The following is a 20,279-nucleotide window of genomic DNA, read 5'->3' on the forward strand; positions in this document are numbered from 1 at the left end:
GGCAGTTTTTGAGCAGTTTTGGGAAATTTTGGGGCAGTACTACTTTTGCAGCTCCAGATCCTGCGCGATGCGGGAGCCGGTGGCCCCCCGCTGGCCCTGATACTTGCCGCGGTAGGGGTTTTGGGCGGGGGCGTCCATGCGGGCGAACACCAGCTGCCCCACCCGGCGGCCGGCGCGCAGCTCGATGGCGCTGCGGCTGGCGTTATACAGCTCCAGCGTGATCTCGCCCTCAAAGCCGGGGTCGACCCAGCCGGCGTTTTGGATGAACAGGCCCAGCCGGCCGATGGAGCTGCGGCCCTCTACAAAGGCGGTGAGATCGTTTGGCAGGCGAAAGTACTCCATGGTGGTGGCCAGCACGAACTGGCCCGGCAGCAGCAGGTAGCTCTGGGCGCGGATGGTGCGGTAGCGCACCTCGCTGTCGAGGTAGACGATGCCGGCGCTGGTCTCCTCGGCGATGCTGTAGGTGTCGCCCAGGCGGATGTCGACGCTGGCCGGCTGTATCTGGCCGTCGTCGAGCGGCTGGATGCCCAGCGTTTTTTGCCGCAACAGCTGGCGGATGGTTCTGTCGGATAAGATCATGGCCGGTCCTCCTTTTTTGGGGGGCGGCTGCCGGTCACTGCTCGGCGGGGCCGCCATGTAGGGTGATGTTGACGCCGTTTACCTCCACCCCGTCCTCGGCGCGGATGAGGATATATTTGCTGCCGTCGATCACCCGGGTCTCGACCAGGTGGCTGCAGGCAGGGGCGGTGCGCACCACCACGTTGGGGGTGCGGATCTCGAACTGCTTGACGTCGACGATGTTTTTGGGGCTCAGGTCGGCGTCTTTGCCAAACGCCTCGTCGTACTGCTGCACAAAGGCCTGGGTGCGCTCGGGCGGCAGACCACAGCCCTCCAGCACCCGCTTGACGGTGTATTTGGAGATGCGCAGCGGCTCCTCCTCTTTGTTCACCTTGTGGGTCTCGATCATCTGGCACAGCTCGTCGCTCACCGCCTGCACCACCTCAAAGCTGCAGTCCTCGGCCAGCGTCTCGCCCAGCACGGCGCCAAAGGTCTCTTTTTGGGCGGCGGCGGGCATGGGCGGCTGGCAGCAGAACACCGCGTCGACAAAGCCGTCGTGCACCTCGGCGGCGCTGCGGGTATAGTAGAGCGCGCTGTAGATGTTGGCGCTGCGGTCGTCGAAGGCGGGGAACATAAAGCCGAGCTCGGGCGCGGCGAGCACCCAGTCGGGCTCGCGGCTGTGGAACTGGCTGTCCTGCACGTAGTAGCTCAGCGCGGGCTTGGTCAGCTTTACCGGGCACACGCTGCACAGTATGTAGGAGAAGGTGTCGGAGGCGGCATCTTCCAGCCGCTGGCCGTCGGCGGAGCGGTACGGCACGTCGTACACGTCGTAGGCCAGCATGATGAGGTAGTTGCCCTCGATATCCAGCGACTGGATGGCGGTGTCGAAAAAGGCCTGCACCGCCTCTTCGTCTTTGAGCGCGCTGCTGCGCAGGGTCATGAGCTGCTTGTGCTCGGGGCCGTCTAGCACCTGCTGGGTCATGAACTCGATATCCATCAGGTTTTTGCCCAGCGTGCCCGACAGCGTTTTTTTGAGGATGGAGAGGATCTTCTCGGCGTCCTCCTCGCTCATCATCGACAGCGGCTGGTCGAACTGGGAGATGACCTCCCGCTTCTCGTTGACGTAGCAGCCGCGGATGTGGCTGATGTTGGACTTTTCGGGCCGAAAGCGGCGGCGGATCTCGGCGATCTCTTTTTCGTTCATGGGGCACCTCTTTTTTGTGACTTTATGCGGGTAAAAAGCCGCCGGGGCCGGCCGGGCCAAAAGAAAAGCCCGAGACCGGCAGACAGCGGCGGTATACAGCTTAAAACAGGTGCTGCCGCCGCGGGCGGGCCTTGTTTGGGCCTTATTTTGGGCCTGTTTGAGACGGGCGCCTCGCCGGGGCGGCAGCGGGCGCACCGCCTTATGGCGGCCGCCCAAAAGCCTTATCAGTGTACCATATTCTATAAAAAGTGTCCATCCGTAAACGGTGTAAAAACGGGGCGAACGGTGGCGGCGGATATCAGGTATCCGGACGGAATGCCCAGCCGATGACCGGATAGAAGTAAGAGAGGCGGTGGATCTCGATAATGCTGGTCTCTTTATCCCGCTCGACGGCGCAGGAGATCGCCACATCTGACTGGTGCAGGTCCAGCAGCGGGTCGCTGAAGTCCAGCTTCTCGGTGCTTTTTTTGCCGGGGGCCCGGTACTCCAGCGTGCACAGGCTCAGGTGCTCCGACAGCGCCGGCAGGTGCAGGGTGAAGAAAAAGCCCTGCTCGTTGCGCACCGCGCCCAGGTCGGTGGCGCTCAGCGTGGGTGAGAGGTCCAGCTGGCGCTCCAGCGATACCTGTCTGCCCTGCTCGCGCAGGATGGGAAACTCGATCTGGGCCGGGGGGTCCAGGTAGTACGAGAACTCGAGCCCCTGATAGACCAGGTCGCCGATTTCGGGATAGTGCTCAAACGGCGCGCGGCTGGTCTTTTTTAGCTGTTGCCGGTAGAGCACCAGAGTGTAGTCGGGCCCGCTCTCGAGCACCTGCTCATACACCGCTTGGCGGCTCGTGTCCTCTCCGCCCAGCTGTACCCGGCTGAGACTGGGGCTGGGCAGCTCAGCGGCGTTGTCGCTCTGGCAGTACACCAGTATCTCGCGGCGTTCGTCGCTCAGCGACCAGGCCGACACCTGGACTGCGCCGTCGGGCAACTGCCAGCTCTTGTTCACCGCCTGCCGAGTCTGCAGCCGCTGCAGGGCAAACGGCTTTTGGCGATGGCCGTCTATGGCCATCTGCACCTCGGTGGCGCCGGGGGGCAGCTGCTCCTTAAAAGCCAGCGTGTAATAGGTGTGAAACACCCCGTTTTGACCGCTGTAAAAGGTGGGGTAGCCGGCGCTGGAGGCGGTGAACGGGGCCCCCTCCACCCAGGCGGTGGCAGTGAGCTGGCTGTCGGCCGCCTCCAGCTGCATAGAGGCCAGTTCCATCTCGTCAAAGCTCTGTAAAAACGGGTTTTGGTAGCTGCGCCGCACCACGGCATAAGCCCGGCCCCGAGGCGATACGAACACCCCTTCTACGTGCAGCACACCGGCGCTGGAGGCGTATTCGGGCACAGCGCGCACCTTTTGTACTGCCAGCCAGGCACCGCCGGCCAGCATAGCGCCCAGCGCCAAGGCGACCGCGATACACTGGATGAGCACCCGTCGGGGCGAGTGCGGCTTTTTGAGCAGTTTCATGGTGGGGCCTCCTATTTGTACTTGCGGTAGTAGCGGGGCATGTAGAAAAATGCGTCGTCGTAGCCCCGATAGTCGGCAAAGCCGGTGACGCGGCGCACGCTGCCCATGGCATTTTCGCCGCTGTTGGCGCGCTGCACCGCCACGCTGCCCATATCGAACGCGATCTGCTGGATATGCAGCGTCTGGTAGGTGAGCAGCCGGTCATCGATCAGGCTGAGCAGGGCCATCACGCTGGGGAACGTGGCCCGGTCGCGGTACTTGCCCGAAGCCTTATACTGCTGGCGCACCAGGCGAAACACGTCGCTGTAGACGCTGTCGGGGGACAGCCAGGAATCCAGCGAGTTCTTTTTTCCCTTTTGCGGGACGTAACCGAGCCGGTACTGCTCGGCGCCCGAGGCGCCGATACTGGTGATGGGGATACCGCTGCCGAACACCTTTATAAAAGCGGCCTGATCGTTAAAGAGGTCCGGCTCGCCGCGCATGATAGAGGCGGTGGTCCAGCCGTCGCGCTCGGGCATCTGGTCGTAATTGCCAAAGCCGGCAGTGGTGGTGATACCGGCCACCAAGTGGGCAAAGTCGGGGTAGGTGTCGAGGGCCTTGGCCACGTTGGTAAGAGGCCCCATACACACGATCTGCAGCCGCCCTCCTTCCTCTTTGGCTATCTCGTACATCACCTGCCAGGCGGGGCGGGGGTCAAGATCTTTGGCGGGAGTAGGCAGCACCACTTCGCCCAGTCCATTTTCGCCGTCGGCCCCATCCTGCAGCACCGCATACTGGTCGAGCGGCCGCCTCTCCCCCAGGGCCACCGGGCAGGAAAATTCGTAGAGATCAGCCGCCGAGAGCAGGTTGACCCCCGCCTGTTCCAGGCCGACTACCCCGTGGGTGACGGTGATGGCCCGCAGGTCGAGCTTGTCGCAGGTGTATACATAGCCCAGAGCATAAAAGTCGGCTATATTGCCGTCGCTATCGATGAGCAGTGGGGTGCGCTGCTCGAGCGAGGTGGTGATGTGCGGCGGTACCCAGCCGATGCTGTGGGATTCGCTGCAGCCGTTGAGAAGGCCGGCCGCCACCCCCAGTGCCAGCAGCACAGCCAGCAGTTTTTTCACGGTACTTCCCCCCTTTTTACCACAGCGCCTGTATGAGGCGCAGCCGCAGTCGCCTGATGGGGCCCAATGTGCGATACAGCGCTTCGACGAGGCCCTGGGTCTTTTCCAGGCAGTCGGCCATCTGTTGAGCGGTGAGCGGCTGTGCGCCAAAGCCGACGGCCAGCACCCGCTGCAGCAGCTGGGCAAAATCCTCCCGCTGGCGGTCACTCTGGGGCGGCAGCGCCCGGGCCAGCGCCTGGTAGTAGGCCTGGTAGGAGGCCCCAGCCGCCACCTGTACCCCCGCGCAGGCCAGTACCCGGCGGGTGTAGCGGTACAGAGCCACCGCGTCGCGGCGGGCATCGCCGGTGTAAAAGCGCCGTTTTTCCCGGTGCAGCCGCACATAGCGGCGCAGGCCCAGATACAGCAGCCAGCAGGCCAGCGCCAGCACCAGCAGATAGATGAGCGCCCAGCCGATGGTGAGAAAGCTGAGGTTATACACCCGGGAGGAGAAGGTGCCGTATTTTTTGAGTGCCTGGCCGATGCTGGGGCCGGCGGCGCTCTCGGCCTGCTGCTGTACCTGTTGAGGCTGAGTGCCGCCGCTCTCTTTGGCGGTCAGTGGCTGGCCCGTGTACAGCGAGGGATCAAAATCGGTCTTTTGCACAAAACCCGGCGACACCTCTACCGGTACCCAGCCAAAACCATCGATATAGAGTTCTACCCAGGCGTGGTGATTTTTTTCGGTGAGCGTGCAGGTATAGCCCTGTGCCGGCAGTTGACTGCCGTCGGCGGCGGCGAGCTGGGTGACAAAGTCGGCGGTGCCGGCCTGCAGGTCGTCGGGGTCAGCTCGATAGCCCTCTACATAGCGGGCGGGGATACCAGCAGCGCGAAACATGGCGGTGGCCGCCGAGGCAAAATGGGCGGAATGCCCCTGTTTGGTCGTGTATAAAAAGTGCTCGATATAATCCTGCCCCTGGGGCGGGCGCGGATTTTCAATGAGCGAAAAGGTGGCGGTAGCCGCCAGATCGGCGCGTACCCGCTCCACAAAGCCAGAGAGACTGCCGGCCTGCTGGCGCGCCTGCGGGGTGTAAGTGGACCGGATCTGCCAGAGGCTGTTTTCGGGCAGGCGGGTGTAGTAGTCGTATACGAAATCGCGGTAGCAGCTCTCGTCTGCCAGCAGCACCGCAGCACTGCTATTTTGCTCTGCCGCCGCCTGCAGCGGGCCCAGCATATCGCAGTCTAGCAGCGACGGCGTGGCCCAGTAATCAAAAGAGTAGCTGCCGGCGTAGCGGTCGGTGCGGGGAAACATGGTGGCGTCTGGGTCCACCTCGGTGGGCACGTCGATATACACGTTTTCACCGGTGATCTTGTCGCGGCCCATATCGAGGGTAGTGGTGTCGCGGTAGCTGGCGTGGTACGGGATATAGGTAAAGCGGCGGGTAGCCAATTCCATCACGTCCAGCAGCAAAATATCGGTCTGGCCGCGGTACACGGTATCGAGTGCCGGGTTTTTGATGACCGGGCCGTTTAGGGCCAGGTAGTCGGCGGGGATGTTCTGCACGTGGCGGCCGCTGCTCGAAAACTGACGGCCCTCGCTGGCAGCGCGGTCCTCGGCCAAGCTCTGCCACCGGTCACCCAGGTACGCGGCGCCCACAAAGCCCTTGAAGTATTGTGTCTGCCCCGTATTGGCCGCGCGCAGCCGCAGGTCGCGCGGCTCCTGCATGTACAGCATAGAGGTATAACTGGTGGTCATGGCCACCTGGCCATTATACAGGTCGCAGGCCCGCTGGCCCGCCTTTCTGGGCACCAGCGCTTTGCCCAGCCGCTGCCGAACTGCCAGCACCGGGGCGCTCTGGTACACCGGCGGCGAGAACACCGCCAGGCCGGCCCCCACCGAGAGCGCAAACAGCGCCATGAGAAACACACAGCAGGTAAGACCCGCCCCGTAGCGGACCTCCTCCTGCACAAAGCGGCTGACAAACAGCGAAGAATAGGTGCCGCCCTTTTTTAGGCGCGTGCAAAACTGGGCGCGGCGGCGGCTGCCGTGCACCGAGATCTGCAAAAAGCCCACCAGGACCCAGCCGATGATCAGCGCCACGAAGGCGATGTAGTTGGGCTGCATATCGTAAGACATACCCACCATCAGGCAGGCGCCGGTGGGCAGCGCAAAGAAAAAGATATTGGGCCGGCACAGCACCGCAAAGGCGGTAAACAGCAGGCAGAGCGCGAGCAGGTAGAACAGGCAGATGTGGATGTTTTCCAGCGTGTCGTGCTGGGCCGGCAGCCGCAGCGGAGCTATAAAGCGGGTGGTAGAGAGATTGATGCGGTCGATCACATCGTTGACTATGGCATACAGGCCCCAGCGGGCCGTCTGGGTGCCGGCGCCAAAATACCAGGTGGCGCCGCCAGCGACCAGTATCACCACTGCGCCGGTGATGTGGGGGTGGCGGCGCACCACCGGCAGGCAAAACGGCAGCGCTGCCCCGGCGGTGGCGGCGGCCAGCCACTGCGGCGGCAGACGCCAGTCGGCGATATCGTAAAGTGAAAAAAAGGTGCACAGAAAGCTGGCCGCACAGTACAGATACAGCGCCAGCGCCATGAAAAAGCGCCACCGGGGCAGCTTTTTCTCACTGGTGTCGCAGGGCTCTTCATCCAGCACGAAATCCTCGTTTTGCAGCAGCGGGGCCCGGTCTTGGGGGGCGGCCCGGTGCGACAGGCGTTTTTTAAGCCAGGATGGCAAACTGATCGGGTGTTTCAAGGCGGACCCCTCCTGTCCCCGGTCTATAAAATCATCTCGTTAAAGGCGGCCGCCGGGTCTTGGCTGTCGACAAAGTGGAGCGGCAGCTCGTCGCGCCCGAGATCGGGTATGCTCTGGCGGCTGAAATCCCCCACCAAAAAGGCGGTCATCTTGCGCCGGTGCGGCGCGCCCAGGCGATCGATATCCCGCTGCTGCAGCCGGGAGGTGACATAGAGCACTCGGCCACAGGGGGCAAATACGGCTGCGAACTGGTCTCTGTACGCTCTCAGGGCCTGCACGTCGTCGCCGTAAGGGCTGGAGCCGAGCAGTTTTTCGACCAGCAGGTACAGGTCGGCCATGTCGGCGACCGGCTGGTGCAGCAGCGCTTTTTGGGGGCGGTCATACCAGAATACGGTGTGGGGCACCCCCTCTTTTAAAAACAGCATTGAGAGCATGCAGGCCGACTCCACCACCCCGTCGATATCCGCTTTTTGCCGGCCCCAGGGGGCATACAGCTCCAGCAGTATATACGTCTCGCTATGGATGGGCTGGCTGGGGTCTTTGACGACCAGCTCCCCTTCTTTGGCCGACAATTTCCAGTGGATACGGCTGAGACGGTCGCCGGGCTGGTAGGGCCGCAGCCGCAGGATCTCGGACGGGTCGCTGCCCACCCGGGTGGGGGAAAACAGCTCGCTCTCGTCGGCTCGGTAGTAGTGCTGGTCGCTCAGCTGCAGACTGCTGTTTAAAAAGCGGGGCTGTACGGCAACGGTACAGCTGTCATTTTTGCAGGGTACGGCCACACAGAACAGGCGCAAAAAATCGTAGAGCAGCACCCGCTGCACCGTTATCTGGTGCGTGCCCATATGCTGGGGACGCATGTTCACCGTCACCCGCTGGGTATTTTTGCCCGGCGCCAGCAGATATACCCGATGGCCGGTGACCTGTGGGTAGAGCACATTTCGCAGCTGGTAGTCGATGCGCAGCTGGGCCACCGGTATAAAAGAGCGGTTGTGCACTGCAAAAGTGAGCTGCAGCGGGTCTTTTTTGGGCAGTGCCGGCGGCGAGACTTGCAGCTCCACCGCCACCTTTTTTGCTGTCAGCCGCAGCTGCAGGTACAAAAACAGCGGCAGCAGCAGACAGCTTACAAAAATGAGAAAAGACAGGTAATCCCAGTAAACGCCGGCGAACACCAGTGCCCCCAGGCAGACTATCCCGTATAAGATGCGGCTTTTGCGCATGCTTTTTCACCTCGATCTGTCGGTTCGTCACCCAGCAGCTCTTCGCTGATCTGCGGCACCTCGACCTGCTTTAAGATATCCTGCAATACCTGGCGGGCGGTGATCCCCCCCACTTTGGCCTTAGTGCCCAACAGCAGACGGTGACAGCCCACATCGAACAGGCAGCCCTGCACGTCGTCGGGGATGACAAAGGCGCGCCCATCCAAGTAGGCACGGGCCTTGGCCATGCGGATCAGGGCCATCGAGCCGCGGGGCGAGATACCCAGAGAGACCATCTCGCAGGCGCGGGTCTTGGCGGCCAGGGCCGAGACATAGTCATACACCGCATCGTGCACTGCGGTGGCGGCCGCCTCGGCGCGCATGGTGAGGATATCCTGCTGCGTGAGCACGGGGCAGATCGTATCCAGCGGATTTTGCGTGTGGCGCTGTTTCATGATGAGCGACTCTTCTTCTAAGGCCGGATACCCCATGGACAGGCAGATCATAAAGCGGTCGAGCTGGCTCTCGGGCAGCTGTTGGGTGCCGATAGAGCCGATGGGATTCTGGGTGGCGATAACAGTGAAGGGCTGCGGCACCTGGCGAGTCTCTCCCTCGATGGTGAACCGGCCCTCCTCCATCACTTCCAGCAGCGCCGATTGGGTCTTGGCGCTGGTGCGATTGATCTCGTCGGCCAAAAACAGGTTGCAGAGGATAGCCCCGGGATTATACTCGAACCGGCTGGTAGCTCTGTTATACATCATAAACCCGGTCACATCAGACGGGGTCACATCGGGGGTGAACTGCAGGCGCTTATACTCCAGCGACAGCGCCCGCGAAAAAGCCAGAGCCATGGTAGTTTTGCCCACGCCGGGGATATCGTCGAGCAGCACATGGCCGCCGGCGGTCATGGCCATGAGGATCTTATCGACGATCTCCTCTTTGCCCACCACCGCCTTTTTGATCTCCTGTAACACCCGCTGTCGTATCTTCTTACCTCTGGTCATGGCAGCTGCACCTTCCTCTCTGCGCCTTCGCCGGGCCACCACTGTAAAACTGCTACCGGGGCAAACATTGGGCACAGCACCCGGCAAGGCTTCTGTCGAAAATTTACATGCTCTGCTATGTAGTCTGTACTCTTTACAAGAAACATCCTAACATATCTGACAGTAATACAGAACATTTTTTACTATTTTGTATACATTTGTCAATATTCTGTAACTCTTTCACAGCACGAGCACGAGCGCGATCTGCAGGCATATCGTCCAGGCAGGCAAAAAGTGGACAAGCAGCCCTATGAGCAGTGGGGCGGTTTAACACCGCAGCGGGGCGCCGGCGACTACCAGGCAGTGCGATAAGCCGGCCGTCACCTTTGGGGGAGCGCGATGCTGGGGCGGTGCAGAGGGATAGCACGCCGCCCCGGATGGGCACACCGCCATGACGACCAGAGCGCCCGGAGCAGCTTCCGATAATCGGGCGGACGCTGCTGCCATAGCTGCTTGTGGGGGCAAAGGTGGGGTACCGTCTGCGCCGAACGGGTGACGGCGCACTATGCTCCTCCCCCGCCGATAAGAGACCGCTGCTGTTGCCCGCTTTGACACTGACCGGTGCGGATAGGTAGCGACATGACTGCCTCACCCGCCATATGCACCGATACCCACACACTGAAACCAAATCATCTGCCCCACCGGTCATCGGGACGGCTGAGACTCTCTATTTTCGTCTAGTTGAGACCAGCAGCACCCGTGCTGCTGGTGCTGCTGATGTGCTCTGCCGCGGCGGCAGTGCCTAATCCAGCGGCAGCGGGGCGGCATACACCGGGGCGGGACAGAGCGGCGGGGCGGTGTGTGGTGGGTGGTGGGTGTGGGGAGCGGTGTGCAGGTGGTGGGTGTGGGGAGCGGTGTGCAGGTGGTGGGTGTGGGCGGACGGGACCGGTTGCGCCGGGCGGGCATATCCTGTATGATAGAGATATGATCTTTAGTGGGCTGTGGGCGCCGGGGCGGCGGCAGCCTGTTACCGGGAGGTTTTTTTATGCAGTGTGGGCGGTGCGGCAGTTTAAACGTACAGGTGCAGGCGGTGGCCGAGACACGGCGGCGGGGCTGTTTTACGGTGCTGCTGTATATCATTTTACTGTTTATCCCCATCGTCGGCTGGATCGCGCTGTTTTGCCTGCTGCGGGGCCAGCGGTCGGTCACCCGCGGTTACGCCGTGTGCCAGACCTGCGGCAACCGCTGGCGGGTGTGAGCTCCGGCCCCTATATCCCTCGGCGATCTGCGGCGAGCTGCCCGGCGGGGCGGCCCGCCTTTTTTTGAGCGGCGGCGGGCAGGCCCTCTTTGCGGGGCAGAGATGCGGGCGGTAAGGTGCCCCGGCCGGGCGTGTCGCGGCCCCGGGCACCGGCTCCCCCAGCCGCCGCACCGCAAAAGGCCCCGCCCAGCTATTCCCGGGCGGGGTGGCGGCTGTCGGGTACGAGCCGGGCAGATGCTGCTGCCAGGCAGACTTGGTGGACGGGCGTAGAGACAACAAAACAGGGCGGTCACTGCAGTGACCGCCCTGTTTTGTTGTACCGATAGCCAAAAATCCACGCCGCCTATACGGGGGCGACGAACCCGGCGACACGGGTCTCTAAAAAAACAGAACTTCATTTCAATCCAGTGCGCCTTTTTTACCAGGCGTCAAAAAATATTGCGATATGCGCTATCGGTACTGTACCTTACACTATACACACAACGTAGCCGAGACGTCAAATAAAATCACGCCTCTATCGTCCCTACTTCTCTCTTATTCAGCCCATCCAGGCGGACCTCCGATACTTCAGCAATACGCAGTGCGATATCCAGTCCTACATTTGTCTCCCCTTTTTCAAATCTTTTATAGTGTGCAACAGATATACCACATCGCTCGGCCATTTTTTCCTGTGATAAATGATGTGCTTTCCTATACTGATATACAGCACGTGAAAAGGTCAACATGATCGGCATGACAATTCTCCATTCTAAGTAATGTTATTTTATATAATTTGTTCCCCGCATTTGATCATAGCAAATATCTTAATAAAAATCAATGTTTTATCACTTTTTTATTAAATACGCCTACAACATATACACATAACAGCAGAGGAACGTCCTCTAAATACGTTCCTCTGCTGCTTATCTACCTCATTTACTCATCGGCCCGCTCCCCCGCTACCGAATGCGGGGGATAGCGCCGTCGCGGGGGTCGACCCAGGCGATACCGTCCCCCACCGCGCAGCGCTGGTTATCAGGACCAGAGGTCTTGCAGTGGGTCAGGCGCATGGGGTCGAGGGTGGTGTCTTTCGCCCCGCGCAGGCCGGCTTTTAGGATGTTCGAATCGCCGGTCAGGGTGGGGGTATAGGCCGGGTAGGCGGTGTCGCGGTCCAGCTCGATGTGCAGGTGCCGGCCGGTGGTCAGCGCGCCGATGTCACCCATGATGCCGATGACGGTATCTTTGTCTACCCGCTGGCCGGGCTGCACCTGCGCGCCGGCCAGGTGGAAGTAGCGCCCCACCACCGGGTAGCTGCCGCCGTCAAAGTGGTTTTGCACCTCGTCGTAGAGGATGCCCACCACGTAGCCGCACACACGGTCACAGCCGGCAAACAGCACCCGGCCGCTGCCCTGGGCGTACACGGTGGTGCTGCCCACCACGTCTTGGCCGTAGTGGTCGCTGCCAAAGCGGGCGCGGTAGGCCCCGCCCCACCGGTAGCTGGCGGTAACGGTCATATCGTTTACCGGTTGGATGAGCTGCTGAGCCATATCACTGTTCCTCCTGTTTGGGGCGCTGGTAACCCAGCGCCTTTTTGCTGTCGCCCAGGCCGGCGGTGGTGGGGTCGTTTACAATGCCCCATACCGACACCACCACCGACACCAGGATCACCGGATTTTTTACCGCCTGCACCAAAATGCCGCCCAGTGCCGCCCAGCTGGTCATATCGCCCCAGGCGAGGCCCAGATAGGCCAGGATAGGCAGCACGATGGCCGCCGCCAGTTGCGCCCAAAACACCGGATTTTTGAGCCGTACTCTCCAGTTGATCTTCACGGCAATTCCTCCCTCATCTCGTCGATGCGGCGGTGGGCGCTCTTGATGTCGCGCTCGGCCATCGCCATGCGCTCCACCACCTCGTTGTGCTTGTCCACTTTTTGCTCGAGATACTTGATACGGGTGGTGATCTGCCCGTACACCACGCCGAACGACACGGCGTAGATGAGTATCTGCACCCAAAATTGGGGGTCAAAATCCATACAGGTCCTCCTCTCTCTTAAACGCGGGGCAACCATCAGGCCGCAGTGGCCGGTGGCTGGTGGCTGTTGGCGGGGGCACACTGCGGGCCCGGCCGCGGCCGCGGTCTCTATTTTTAGAGCCGGTATTTCCCTCCTGCGGCCCCGGCTGTTTTGTGCCGCACCAAAACAGGCGCCTTCTGCGGCGGGACGCACAAGAGATCGGCGCTTTTGCCCTGTATCTGTTGGCCCTGCGCCTGTTTCTCGTCGGCGGCGATCGCCGACACCTGCGCCCAGTGCGAGCTGTTTAAACAGCTGCAGCAGCCCCGCCGCAGCTTCCCCCTACGCCAAAGCGTGCACAGGCCCCGGTCCGGCCGCCGCGCAGGCAAAAGAAATCTCCTGCCGCTGACAAAACAGCATCTATAACATGCCCGGCGGACAAAATGGCGGCAGCGTAGCCGCAGTGGCCGCCGACGCCCCATTTGCGGTTTGGCGCGGCACTGCTTACACCCGCACTGCCGCACCGATACCATAAAAAACAGCGCTCAGCCTACAGCGGTCGGGTATCGGGCAACTCTTTTACCAGATGGTCAGCGCCCCTGGGGGGATGGGCCGGGCCGGCGTTCCAGGCCCTGTTGGCGGCACAGGGGGAACACGCTGGCTGTAAAGGGACCCGGCCGTTGCTTCGCGCGCAGCCGGCGCACACGGCAGCACAGATGGCGGCCCAACAGCCCGCCCGGCAGGTGGCTGCGCCCACGTCTCATCACGCATCAGGTCCCCGCGGCGATCTGCGCCGTGTCTGCGGCCGCGCTACCGGCGCAGCTGGGCGGCGGCCTCCTTTTGCAGCCGGTCGACCTGCCGGTGGCTGTAGTCCATCACCTGGGCCGTCTGGGCTGCGGTCAGCCCCTCGATAAAGCGCAGTGTGAGCACCTGCCGGTGGCGGCTGTCGGGCAGCGCGGCGATCTGTTTTTCCAGCGCCGCGGCCAGCTGCAGCAGCCGCCGCTGGCGCTGGCGCAGCACCGCCAACAGCCCGGCGATCTGCTGCTGGTAGCGGCGGCTCTCGCTGTGCTGCATATCCAGCCCCACTATGCGCACGGTGCCCGCCCGGTAGGGAAACTGCCGCTGCGAGCTCTGCACCCGGTCGGCGGTGTACACCACCTGGTCTCTGAGCGTCTCGATGCGCCGCTGCAGCTGCCCGATCTCCCGCCGCAGATGGGGCAGCTGGCTCAATTGGTCGGCCGCTGTAAACATGTATCTCCCTCCCATATCCACACCTGTCGGTGCTGTACGCCCCAGGTCAGGGCCTCCTCGTGTGTGCACACCGCCAGGTCCAGCCGGCGGCCGTCTATGGCGCTGCCGGTATCGGCCGCCTGCCGCCAGCCCAGCCCCTCAATATATAGCCAACTGCCCAGCGGGATCACCGCGGGGTCCACCGCTACCGTGTGCCCGGCCTGTACCGGCTCGCCGGAATAAGTGTAAGCGCTGCCGCCGCAGATGTGGGGGTAGCGCTCGGTGCAGTAGGCGTACACGGTAAAGCTGCCGGCCGGGGGCAGTGCCGCCGCGGCCGCCGCCAGCACCAGCGCCGCCAATTCAGCGAGCACGGTGGGCCCCCGGCGGCTCTTTTTGCCGATAGGCGCGCAGCTCCTCCAGCGCGCGAATGGTCTCCAGAGCCACCCGGCGCTCGGTGGCGTTTCCCGCCGCCGCCCGGGTGCGGTGTATCTGTAGCAGCTCCTGTAAACGCAACATATGCTCCCCCTCTGTTTCTCGGCCGGGCCGCGGCGGTGCCTGCCCGCCCGGTCCCGGTATACATCTCTCACCTTACAAGTCTTATCCCTTTACAGCTGTTTTCGGGCGCTGTGCATCGGCGGCGCCGGTATCTGTTCGGCACTTCTCTGTACCGCTCTATGCCGTGCGGTGGCGGCGCAGCCAGTCGGCCAGCCGGCCGCCTTCTGCCGGGTCCTGACGGAGAGCGCCTGCGGCCCGTGTCTGTATCCCGCAGGTTTTGGCGCCTGGACGCCGCCGGTGCGCAGCTCCATCCCGCTGCGTCGGTCCGCTGTTCACTGTTCACTGCTCACTGCTTATCGCTCATGGCGCGCACAATAACCGCCGCCGGACCGGGCCATGTAGCTTGGCTGCCTGTCCATATGTCTGCCGCTGTGCACTGTGCAGCCGGTATCACGCCGCACCGCTGCCGCCCGCCCCCCCAAGCTGGCGCAGGGCGGTCCGCTCTTACAGGCACCTCTCGTCGGGTACCGCCACCCAACCGCATGCCCCGTATCGCCGTTCATGGCCAGTCGGACCGCCGCACCAGCTTTGCGCCCGCTCTCGACCGAAGGTCCCACCCCGAGCAGCCCCGTTCAGCCCTGCTCACCTGCCCCGCTGCTCGCACCGCGCTGTTCTCTCTCCTCTGTCCTCTAGCCGCTAGCCACTACCTGCTACCTCCTGCCCCGGCTACACGCGGTAGCGACCTGCAACCCGCATGTATCACCGCTCCACCACCGTACCCGGGCCGCCGAGGTCCCGCCAAGACCTGCCAAAGGTAGCACACGCCGTGTCCACCCGGTACAGCCCCACCAGGTGCCGCGCCGCCGCCCAGCCACATGCCCCGCATCGCCGTTCACGGCCAGTCGGAGCACTGGGCAGCACTGGGCAGCACCAGACAGCACCGAGCCGCACCGGGCCGCGCTGCACCCCGCCTGCCCCCAGCCGCACCAGCTTTGTGCCCGCTCTCGACCGAAGGTCTCACCCCGAGCAGCCCCGTTCAGCCCTGCCCGCCTGCCCCCGCTGCTCGCACCGCGCTGTTCTCTCTCCACTGTCCTCTAGCCGCTAGCCACTACCCGCTACCTCCTGCCCCGGCTACACGCGGTGGCGACCTGTTGCCTGCATGTATCGCCGCTCCACCACCGCACCCGGGCCGCCGAGGTCCCGCCAAGACCCGCCAGAGACGGCACACGCCGTGTCCACCTGGTACAGCCCCGCCAGGTGCCGCGCAAAGCCCCACCAGGTGCCGCGCCGCCGCCCAGCCACATGCCCCGCATCGCCACCCACAGCCAGTCGGGGCACTGGGCAGCCACCAGACAGCACCGGGCCACACCGAGCCACACTGCACCCCGCCTGCCCCCCGCCGCACCAGCTTTGCGCCCGCTCTCGACCGGAGGTCCCACCCCGAGCAGCCCCCGTTCAGCCCTGCCCGCCTGCCCCCGCTGCTCGCACTGCGCGGTTCTCTCTCCACTGTCCTCTAGCCGCTACCTCCTGCCCCGGCTACACGCGGTGGCGACCTGTTGCCCGTATGTATCGCCGCTCCACCACCGCGCCCGGGCCGCCGAGGTCCCGCCAAGACCCACCAGAGACAGCACACGCCGTGTCCACCCGATACAGCCCCACCAGGTCCCCGCAAAGCCCCACCAAGTGCCGCGCCGCCACCCAGCCACATGCCCCGCATCGCCACCCACAGCCAGTCGGGGCACTGGGCAGCATTAGGCAGCACCGAGCCACATCGGGCCGCGCTGCACCCCGCCTGCACCCCGCCGCACCAGCTTTGCGCCCGCTCTCGGCCGAAGGCCCCACCCCGAGCAGCCCCCGTTCAGTCCTGCCCGCCTGCCCGCTGTCCGTGCCGACCCGGTCACCCCCGCCGCGACCGTCCACCACAACCCAATCACTACCCAACCACTGCCCAACCACTGCCCAACTACCGCCCGATGTGTGCCCGGCCGGCCAGGTCGACTGCCACGGCCTGCATATCTCCAAAATGGCCCTATGCGGCTCCCGCACGGTAGCCCCCACCTTCCAGCGCCACCGCTTTGGATGTACAGGCCGGTCGCCCAATAGCGCCGCGCCGCATCGCGGCCCCCCGCAGATAACCCTGTTGCTGGCTCACCCGCACCGCAGGCCCAGCGGCTGCAGCTCGACCTGCTCAACAGGTGCAGCCACCACAGCCCCACCACAACACGGCCATACCACCGCCGCAGAGCTCCGCTCATCTGCGCGGCACAAGTCCCAAGCGCTGCGCCGCCGAGGCAACGCGCCAGCCAAATACCGCGTCCGTTACCCGCTGTTTTGCTGCCCCGCTCTTTCACGCCCCGGCCGCCGGGTCAGCTGCCGGCGGCCCCGACCTGCTCCTGCGGGGCGGCGGGCAGCGGGTAGCGGTTCTCCCAGTCATCCAGCACTGCGGCGTCAAAGCTGCCACTGGCGGGCAGCCGCACGCTCTTAAAGCGCTGCTCGTCCAAGTATCGCACCGGGTGGGGCACGTACAGGCCGTCCTCCTTGGTCCACTGTTTGCTGTGGCTCTGGCGGCGCACCGCTGCCAAAATGCGGGCGGTCAGCGCCGCATCCGGCGCCAGTCTGGCCCATGCCCGCCGCGCTCCCGCCTCATCGTGCTGTTTGGGGTAGATCTGCCAAAACTGCGCAAACCCCGCCTCCTCTGCCGCACAGCTGCACGCATCCGCTCCGCTCTCCCCCTCGGCATTGGATAGAGATCCGGATTCGGATATGGATTTAGATTTAGATTTAGATTCGGATTCGGATTTAGATCCGGATTGGATTGGATTGGGCCCGCAGCCGACCGCCGTCGGCTGACAGCCGCTGTCAGTGGTCCGCAGCTCGCCGGGGGCCGACGGCGCCGCGCCGGGGGCGGGGTACTTGCTCTTTTGGTTGCGGATGCGCTGGTGCCGCTCCCAGGTCACCAGCTGCAGGTACGGTCGGCCACTGCAGGCGTACATGAGCACCAGGCCCACCGCCGCCAGCCGCTCGAGCGCCTCGCACACGCTGTGTTCGGTCACGCTGCTTTTTAGCGGGAACAGCCGGCTCTTGATGATGGCCGGCCGCCCGTCCATGCGCCCGTAGTCGTCGCAGTTGACCATCAGGCGGTAAAACACCACTTCCTCGAACCAGTCCAGCTCGTCGACGGTGTCGCTGGTACAGATGCTCTCTTTAATGATGCGGTTCGGCATCTTTTCACCCCACTTCGGCAAAGGCGCGCAGCAGACGGTCGATAATGTCGGTGCGGCCCCGGTATTTTTGATATTTACTGGTGATCGACCCCATGCTCAGCATGCGGTGCATGGCGTTTTGGGCCGGCAGCACATACACTGCCCGGCAGCCCTCCTCGGCCTCGGTCACCAGCAGATAGATGTCGCAGGTGGGGTATATCTTGCGCAGCTCAAAGGAATACCTCCCCGTCTGTCGGCGGCCGCCCAGGTGGGCAAACTTCACGTCTGCCTTTACCGCCCGGTCGATGAGCAGGTCGTAGGGGTGGCGGGCGCTCATCCGCTCCACCGTGTAGCCCCGCGCCTGCAGCCACAGCGCGGCGTACTCCTCCCCCTGCCGGCCGATCTCGGTGGCGCTCTGCTTCAGCGGCAGCCCCAGCCGCCGGGCCCAGCTGTACATCCCGCCCGCCGCTACCAGCCGCGCCGAAAACCCGCCGCTGCCGGTATGCGCGTTGAGCTCTCTGCAGCTGGGCATCCGCTCCAGCTGCATCTCCGCCACACATTCCCGCAACTGCTGTTCCAGCTGGGCGTCGCTCCAGGGCGTTCTTTTGCACTCTGCCATAGGTCTTATCCTCCTGTTTTGTGGATCTCTCACTTTTTTACTCGAAACGCTGCGGCGGCTGTGCCCGGCCGTTTTGGTACATCCAGCGGGCAAAGTCGTCCAGGTCCCCCTCTATAAAAGCTGCCTGGGCGGCTGTGCCGCGGCAGTCCTCTCCCCGCGCCGCCGCAAACGAGCGGTACTGCGCCCCGCAGTGGTGCAGGTAGTCGTCCCGGTCGCACCGGTCGGCGGCGCGGTACACCGCCCAGTCGCCGCACACGCCGCAGTAGGCGGTGCCGCCCTGCAGCTGGCTGGCCGGCTCGCCGCACACCGCGCACCGGGGCGGGCAGTAGCGCGCGCCAGACCCGGGGCAGCGCGGGTGGCAGGGGCTGCGGCGGCAGAGGTCACACATCGCCGTCTTCCTGCACCAGCTGGATCTCTCGGGCCGCGTCCTGGATGGTATCCACCAGCACGCAGCAGGGCCGGTCGGCCAGCACCCGGTCGGCCAGCAGGTCGCTCATCAGTAAAATGCGCTCTAACAGCACCGCTGTGCGCTCCTCCACCTCGCCTTACCTCCTCCTCAAAAATTCACATCATGGGCCGGTCTCTCTTTGCCGGCCGCCGCTTTTGCCGCCCCAGCAGGCGGCAGTACCAGCAATGTTCCACCGCCACCACCAGCCCCGCCAGGCTAACAAGGCCCAAAAACAGCGCCTGGGCCGGCGGCAGCGTTTGGCTGGCACACAGCCGTATCGCCGCCACCAGTCCCGCCAGCGCCAAGGCGCCCACTACCCGATCAAGCATGTCTCTCTCCCCTCTCTGCCCCCTCTGTCGCACCGAGACCGCCGCGCCCGGCCAGCAGCGCATCCAGCGCCCGCTCGATGGTCTGCTGCGCGCCGCGGGGCGCCCGGCGGCCGTTTAGGATCTTCCCCAAATACTCCTGGCTGTAGCCCAGCGCCCGGGCCAGCTCCTTTCTGCGCACGCCAGCCAGATGCATGCGCCGCACCACGTCCCCCGTCCACTGTGCCGGCATCGCTCTTCCCTCTCTGTTCAGTATATTGAACTAACGCTTTGGGTGTGTTATACTGTATTTGTGTGTCAGCGCCGGAGTTCGTCCGCGCCGGTGTTGCCATAAGTTCATTTTGATGAACTCTGTATTTCTATGATAGTTCATTTTATAGAACTATTCAAGTGATTTTCGTTTTATATTTAGAACTTCTCTGTTTTGCCAGTTTTGCGAGGTGTGCTGCCATGTTTTATGACCGATACGTACAGTTGTGCCAGCAGGCGGGGGTAAAGCCGTCGGCGGTGGGGGTGCAGGCCGGGGTGCCCAAGTCGGCAGTCTCCAACTGGAAGAAAAAGTGGGAGGAAGGTCTGGAGGTGCTCCCCTCGGCCGAGACGCTGTCCAAGCTGTCGGACTACTTTGGCGTCACCACCGACTACCTGCTGGGCAAGACCGGGCCCGATGTCGCCGCCGCGCCCGCCGACGGCGACGTCACCCTGGACGACTTCACCTACGCCTTTTTGCACGAGAGCCGCCAGCTCACCGCCCACGACAAAGAGGTGCTCTTAAACATGGCCCGCTTTATGCGCCAAAAGCTCCAGCAGGAGCAGGAACTCCAACAAGAACAGGAGCGGGAACAGGAGCGCGAGCCGGACCGGTAGCGCCGCGCCCGCCGCATACCGCAAAAAAAGCCCCGGCTGTTTCACAGTGAAACAGCCGGGGGCTTTTTTATTGGGCGGTCGCCGCCTTCGCGCGCCGTGCTCATTATGGCGGTGGGGGCATGGGGGAAACATGGGGGACGATTTTACACCGCAGCAGCTCATCCCTGCTGTCGCACGTCCTATTTGGTAAAAACAGCTCTCGTATATCTGTCACCGCGCTCACCACCAATCGCTATTTTCTCTGTTCAGGGCAGATTTTCTGCCGACGATCAAACGCTGTGCTATCAGTAAAAATGCGCTCATCCGTTTCGGACACATCAAGGGTGGCAGCCAAACTGCGGCAGGCAGTAGCAGCATGCATGCTGCATATATTCCGCTCTTTTTAAAGTGTGGGCAGCCGGCCCCCTTGATCTGCCGGGCAAAAGGACCTGCCAGTAAGTTATATCTCTGTATGCCAAACAGGCCACCTCACCCCGCTCCACGCAGTGCCGGGTAATAGGTAGCCCACTGCAGCTCTATTGTGCCGGCAGCAGAGCTTTCTCGCCCCGCCGCTCTGCGCTCTACGCATCGCC

General features: G+C 63.4%; 22 protein-coding genes. 2 read left to right on the forward strand and 20 right to left on the reverse strand.

Annotated elements, in window-relative coordinates; translation table 11 throughout:
* Positions 1–39 precede the first annotated feature (39 nt).
* The 7 genes from dcd to H8K20_RS05820 all read right to left on the reverse strand — a co-directional run bounded on the left by dcd (position 40) and on the right by H8K20_RS05820 (position 9,297).
* Positions 40–579, reverse strand: coding sequence for a dCTP deaminase (gene dcd, locus H8K20_RS05790; RefSeq protein WP_105204344.1), 540 nt, complete (start codon positions 577–579; stop codon positions 40–42).
* Positions 580–613: 34 nt separating this feature from the next.
* Positions 614–1,762 (reverse strand): DUF4317 domain-containing protein, encoded by a 1,149-nt coding sequence (locus tag H8K20_RS05795; RefSeq protein WP_105204343.1) that lies wholly within the window; start codon positions 1,760–1,762, stop codon positions 614–616.
* Between the two features lie 298 nt (positions 1,763–2,060).
* The gene (locus H8K20_RS05800) at positions 2,061–3,257 is read right to left on the reverse strand and encodes a hypothetical protein (RefSeq protein ID WP_186487753.1); all 1,197 of its coding nucleotides are present in this window, start codon (positions 3,255–3,257) and stop codon (positions 2,061–2,063) included.
* Positions 3,258–3,268: 11 nt separating this feature from the next.
* Complete coding sequence (locus tag H8K20_RS05805) at positions 3,269–4,363, reverse strand: nucleoside hydrolase (protein ID WP_186487754.1); 1,095 nt, start codon at positions 4,361–4,363, stop codon at positions 3,269–3,271.
* Between the two features lie 16 nt (positions 4,364–4,379).
* Complete coding sequence (locus tag H8K20_RS05810; RefSeq protein WP_186487755.1) at positions 4,380–7,097, reverse strand: transglutaminase-like domain-containing protein; 2,718 nt, start codon at positions 7,095–7,097, stop codon at positions 4,380–4,382.
* 23 nt (positions 7,098–7,120) lie between these two features.
* Positions 7,121–8,314: a DUF58 domain-containing protein gene (locus H8K20_RS05815; RefSeq protein WP_186487756.1), complete on the reverse strand. Its 1,194-nt coding sequence runs from the start codon at positions 8,312–8,314 to the stop codon at positions 7,121–7,123.
* Positions 8,284–9,297, reverse strand: a complete 1,014-nt coding sequence (locus H8K20_RS05820; protein WP_105204337.1) for an AAA family ATPase — start codon at positions 9,295–9,297, stop codon at positions 8,284–8,286. Before H8K20_RS05820 ends, H8K20_RS05815 begins: the two co-directional genes overlap by 31 nt.
* A gap of 1,024 nt (positions 9,298–10,321) precedes the next feature.
* On the opposite strand from H8K20_RS05820, the gene H8K20_RS05825 reads away from it, so the two are divergent.
* Positions 10,322–10,534 carry a hypothetical protein gene (locus H8K20_RS05825; protein WP_129589394.1) on the forward strand — a complete coding sequence of 71 codons (213 nt, stop codon included), beginning with the start codon at positions 10,322–10,324 and terminating at the stop codon, positions 10,532–10,534.
* Between the two features lie 506 nt (positions 10,535–11,040).
* Here the strand turns inward: H8K20_RS05825 and H8K20_RS05830 are convergent.
* From H8K20_RS05830 to H8K20_RS05890, 13 genes are all read right to left on the reverse strand, one after another.
* Positions 11,041–11,268 carry a helix-turn-helix domain-containing protein gene (locus tag H8K20_RS05830; protein ID WP_186487757.1) on the reverse strand — a complete coding sequence of 76 codons (228 nt, stop codon included), beginning with the start codon at positions 11,266–11,268 and terminating at the stop codon, positions 11,041–11,043.
* A gap of 204 nt (positions 11,269–11,472) precedes the next feature.
* The gene (locus H8K20_RS05835) at positions 11,473–12,060 is read right to left on the reverse strand and encodes a M23 family metallopeptidase (RefSeq protein WP_186487758.1); all 588 of its coding nucleotides are present in this window, start codon (positions 12,058–12,060) and stop codon (positions 11,473–11,475) included.
* A gap of 1 nt (position 12,061) precedes the next feature.
* Positions 12,062–12,343: a phage holin gene (locus tag H8K20_RS05840; protein WP_186487759.1), complete on the reverse strand. Its 282-nt coding sequence runs from the start codon at positions 12,341–12,343 to the stop codon at positions 12,062–12,064.
* Positions 12,340–12,546 carry a hypothetical protein gene (locus H8K20_RS05845; RefSeq protein WP_105204333.1) on the reverse strand — a complete coding sequence of 69 codons (207 nt, stop codon included), beginning with the start codon at positions 12,544–12,546 and terminating at the stop codon, positions 12,340–12,342. Before H8K20_RS05845 ends, H8K20_RS05840 begins: the two co-directional genes overlap by 4 nt.
* A gap of 786 nt (positions 12,547–13,332) precedes the next feature.
* Positions 13,333–13,773 carry a sigma factor-like helix-turn-helix DNA-binding protein gene (locus H8K20_RS05850; RefSeq protein WP_178089660.1) on the reverse strand — a complete coding sequence of 147 codons (441 nt, stop codon included), beginning with the start codon at positions 13,771–13,773 and terminating at the stop codon, positions 13,333–13,335.
* Complete coding sequence (locus H8K20_RS05855; RefSeq protein WP_207204810.1) at positions 13,749–14,123, reverse strand: 3D domain-containing protein; 375 nt, start codon at positions 14,121–14,123, stop codon at positions 13,749–13,751. Before H8K20_RS05855 ends, H8K20_RS05850 begins: the two co-directional genes overlap by 25 nt.
* Positions 14,113–14,268 carry a hypothetical protein gene (locus tag H8K20_RS05860; protein WP_186488237.1) on the reverse strand — a complete coding sequence of 52 codons (156 nt, stop codon included), beginning with the start codon at positions 14,266–14,268 and terminating at the stop codon, positions 14,113–14,115. Before H8K20_RS05860 ends, H8K20_RS05855 begins: the two co-directional genes overlap by 11 nt.
* Positions 14,269–16,613: 2,345 nt before the next feature.
* A complete protein-coding gene (locus tag H8K20_RS05865) occupies positions 16,614–17,471 on the reverse strand; it encodes a hypothetical protein (protein WP_186487760.1) in 858 nt (285 codons plus the stop codon).
* 4 nt (positions 17,472–17,475) lie between these two features.
* The gene (locus H8K20_RS05870) at positions 17,476–18,069 is read right to left on the reverse strand and encodes a PDDEXK family nuclease (protein WP_186487761.1); all 594 of its coding nucleotides are present in this window, start codon (positions 18,067–18,069) and stop codon (positions 17,476–17,478) included.
* Positions 18,070–18,106: 37 nt separating this feature from the next.
* Positions 18,107–18,457 (reverse strand): hypothetical protein, encoded by a 351-nt coding sequence (locus H8K20_RS05875; protein WP_186487762.1) that lies wholly within the window; start codon positions 18,455–18,457, stop codon positions 18,107–18,109.
* The gene (locus H8K20_RS05880) at positions 18,450–18,608 is read right to left on the reverse strand and encodes a hypothetical protein (RefSeq protein ID WP_164998145.1); all 159 of its coding nucleotides are present in this window, start codon (positions 18,606–18,608) and stop codon (positions 18,450–18,452) included. Before H8K20_RS05880 ends, H8K20_RS05875 begins: the two co-directional genes overlap by 8 nt.
* A 25-nt stretch (positions 18,609–18,633) precedes the next feature.
* Positions 18,634–18,846 carry a hypothetical protein gene (locus H8K20_RS05885; RefSeq protein ID WP_186487763.1) on the reverse strand — a complete coding sequence of 71 codons (213 nt, stop codon included), beginning with the start codon at positions 18,844–18,846 and terminating at the stop codon, positions 18,634–18,636.
* Positions 18,839–19,075 (reverse strand): helix-turn-helix domain-containing protein, encoded by a 237-nt coding sequence (locus H8K20_RS05890; protein WP_186487764.1) that lies wholly within the window; start codon positions 19,073–19,075, stop codon positions 18,839–18,841. Before H8K20_RS05890 ends, H8K20_RS05885 begins: the two co-directional genes overlap by 8 nt.
* 218 nt (positions 19,076–19,293) lie before the next feature.
* On the opposite strand from H8K20_RS05890, the gene H8K20_RS05895 reads away from it, so the two are divergent.
* Entirely contained in the window at positions 19,294–19,707 is a 414-nt protein-coding gene (locus tag H8K20_RS05895) for a helix-turn-helix domain-containing protein (RefSeq protein WP_186487765.1), read from the forward strand.
* The last annotated feature ends 572 nt before the right edge of the window (positions 19,708–20,279 follow it).

Origin of the sequence: Neobittarella massiliensis (ex Bilen et al. 2018), from assembly GCF_014269355.1 — a bacterium.
GTDB lineage: Bacteria > Bacillota > Clostridia > Oscillospirales > Ruminococcaceae > Neobittarella > Neobittarella massiliensis.

Bases quoted from the DNA above. Each gene is read 5' to 3' on its own strand.
- H8K20_RS05850 (WP_178089660.1), bottom strand. From the start codon at position 13,773: ATGTTTACAGCGGCCGACCAATTGAGCCAGCTGCCCCATCTGCGGCGG.
- H8K20_RS05885 (WP_186487763.1), bottom strand. From the start codon at position 18,846: ATGCTTGATCGGGTAGTGGGCGCCTTGGCGCTGGCGGGACTGGTGGCG.
- H8K20_RS05890 (WP_186487764.1), bottom strand. From the start codon at position 19,075: ATGCCGGCACAGTGGACGGGGGACGTGGTGCGGCGCATGCATCTGGCT.
- H8K20_RS05800 (WP_186487753.1), bottom strand. From the start codon at position 3,257: ATGAAACTGCTCAAAAAGCCGCACTCGCCCCGACGGGTGCTCATCCAG.
- H8K20_RS05860 (WP_186488237.1), bottom strand. From the start codon at position 14,268: ATGTTGCGTTTACAGGAGCTGCTACAGATACACCGCACCCGGGCGGCG.
- H8K20_RS05865 (WP_186487760.1), bottom strand. From the start codon at position 17,471: ATGCCGAACCGCATCATTAAAGAGAGCATCTGTACCAGCGACACCGTC.
- H8K20_RS05815 (WP_186487756.1), bottom strand. From the start codon at position 8,314: ATGCGCAAAAGCCGCATCTTATACGGGATAGTCTGCCTGGGGGCACTG.
- H8K20_RS05875 (WP_186487762.1), bottom strand. From the start codon at position 18,457: ATGTGTGACCTCTGCCGCCGCAGCCCCTGCCACCCGCGCTGCCCCGGG.
- H8K20_RS05835 (WP_186487758.1), bottom strand. From the start codon at position 12,060: ATGGCTCAGCAGCTCATCCAACCGGTAAACGATATGACCGTTACCGCC.
- H8K20_RS05870 (WP_186487761.1), bottom strand. From the start codon at position 18,069: ATGGCAGAGTGCAAAAGAACGCCCTGGAGCGACGCCCAGCTGGAACAG.
- H8K20_RS05830 (WP_186487757.1), bottom strand. From the start codon at position 11,268: ATGCCGATCATGTTGACCTTTTCACGTGCTGTATATCAGTATAGGAAA.
- H8K20_RS05895 (WP_186487765.1), top strand. From the start codon at position 19,294: ATGTTTTATGACCGATACGTACAGTTGTGCCAGCAGGCGGGGGTAAAG.
- H8K20_RS05845 (WP_105204333.1), bottom strand. From the start codon at position 12,546: ATGGATTTTGACCCCCAATTTTGGGTGCAGATACTCATCTACGCCGTG.
- H8K20_RS05795 (WP_105204343.1), bottom strand. From the start codon at position 1,762: ATGAACGAAAAAGAGATCGCCGAGATCCGCCGCCGCTTTCGGCCCGAA.
- H8K20_RS05825 (WP_129589394.1), top strand. From the start codon at position 10,322: ATGCAGTGTGGGCGGTGCGGCAGTTTAAACGTACAGGTGCAGGCGGTG.
- H8K20_RS05820 (WP_105204337.1), bottom strand. From the start codon at position 9,297: ATGACCAGAGGTAAGAAGATACGACAGCGGGTGTTACAGGAGATCAAA.
- dcd (WP_105204344.1), bottom strand. From the start codon at position 579: ATGATCTTATCCGACAGAACCATCCGCCAGCTGTTGCGGCAAAAAACG.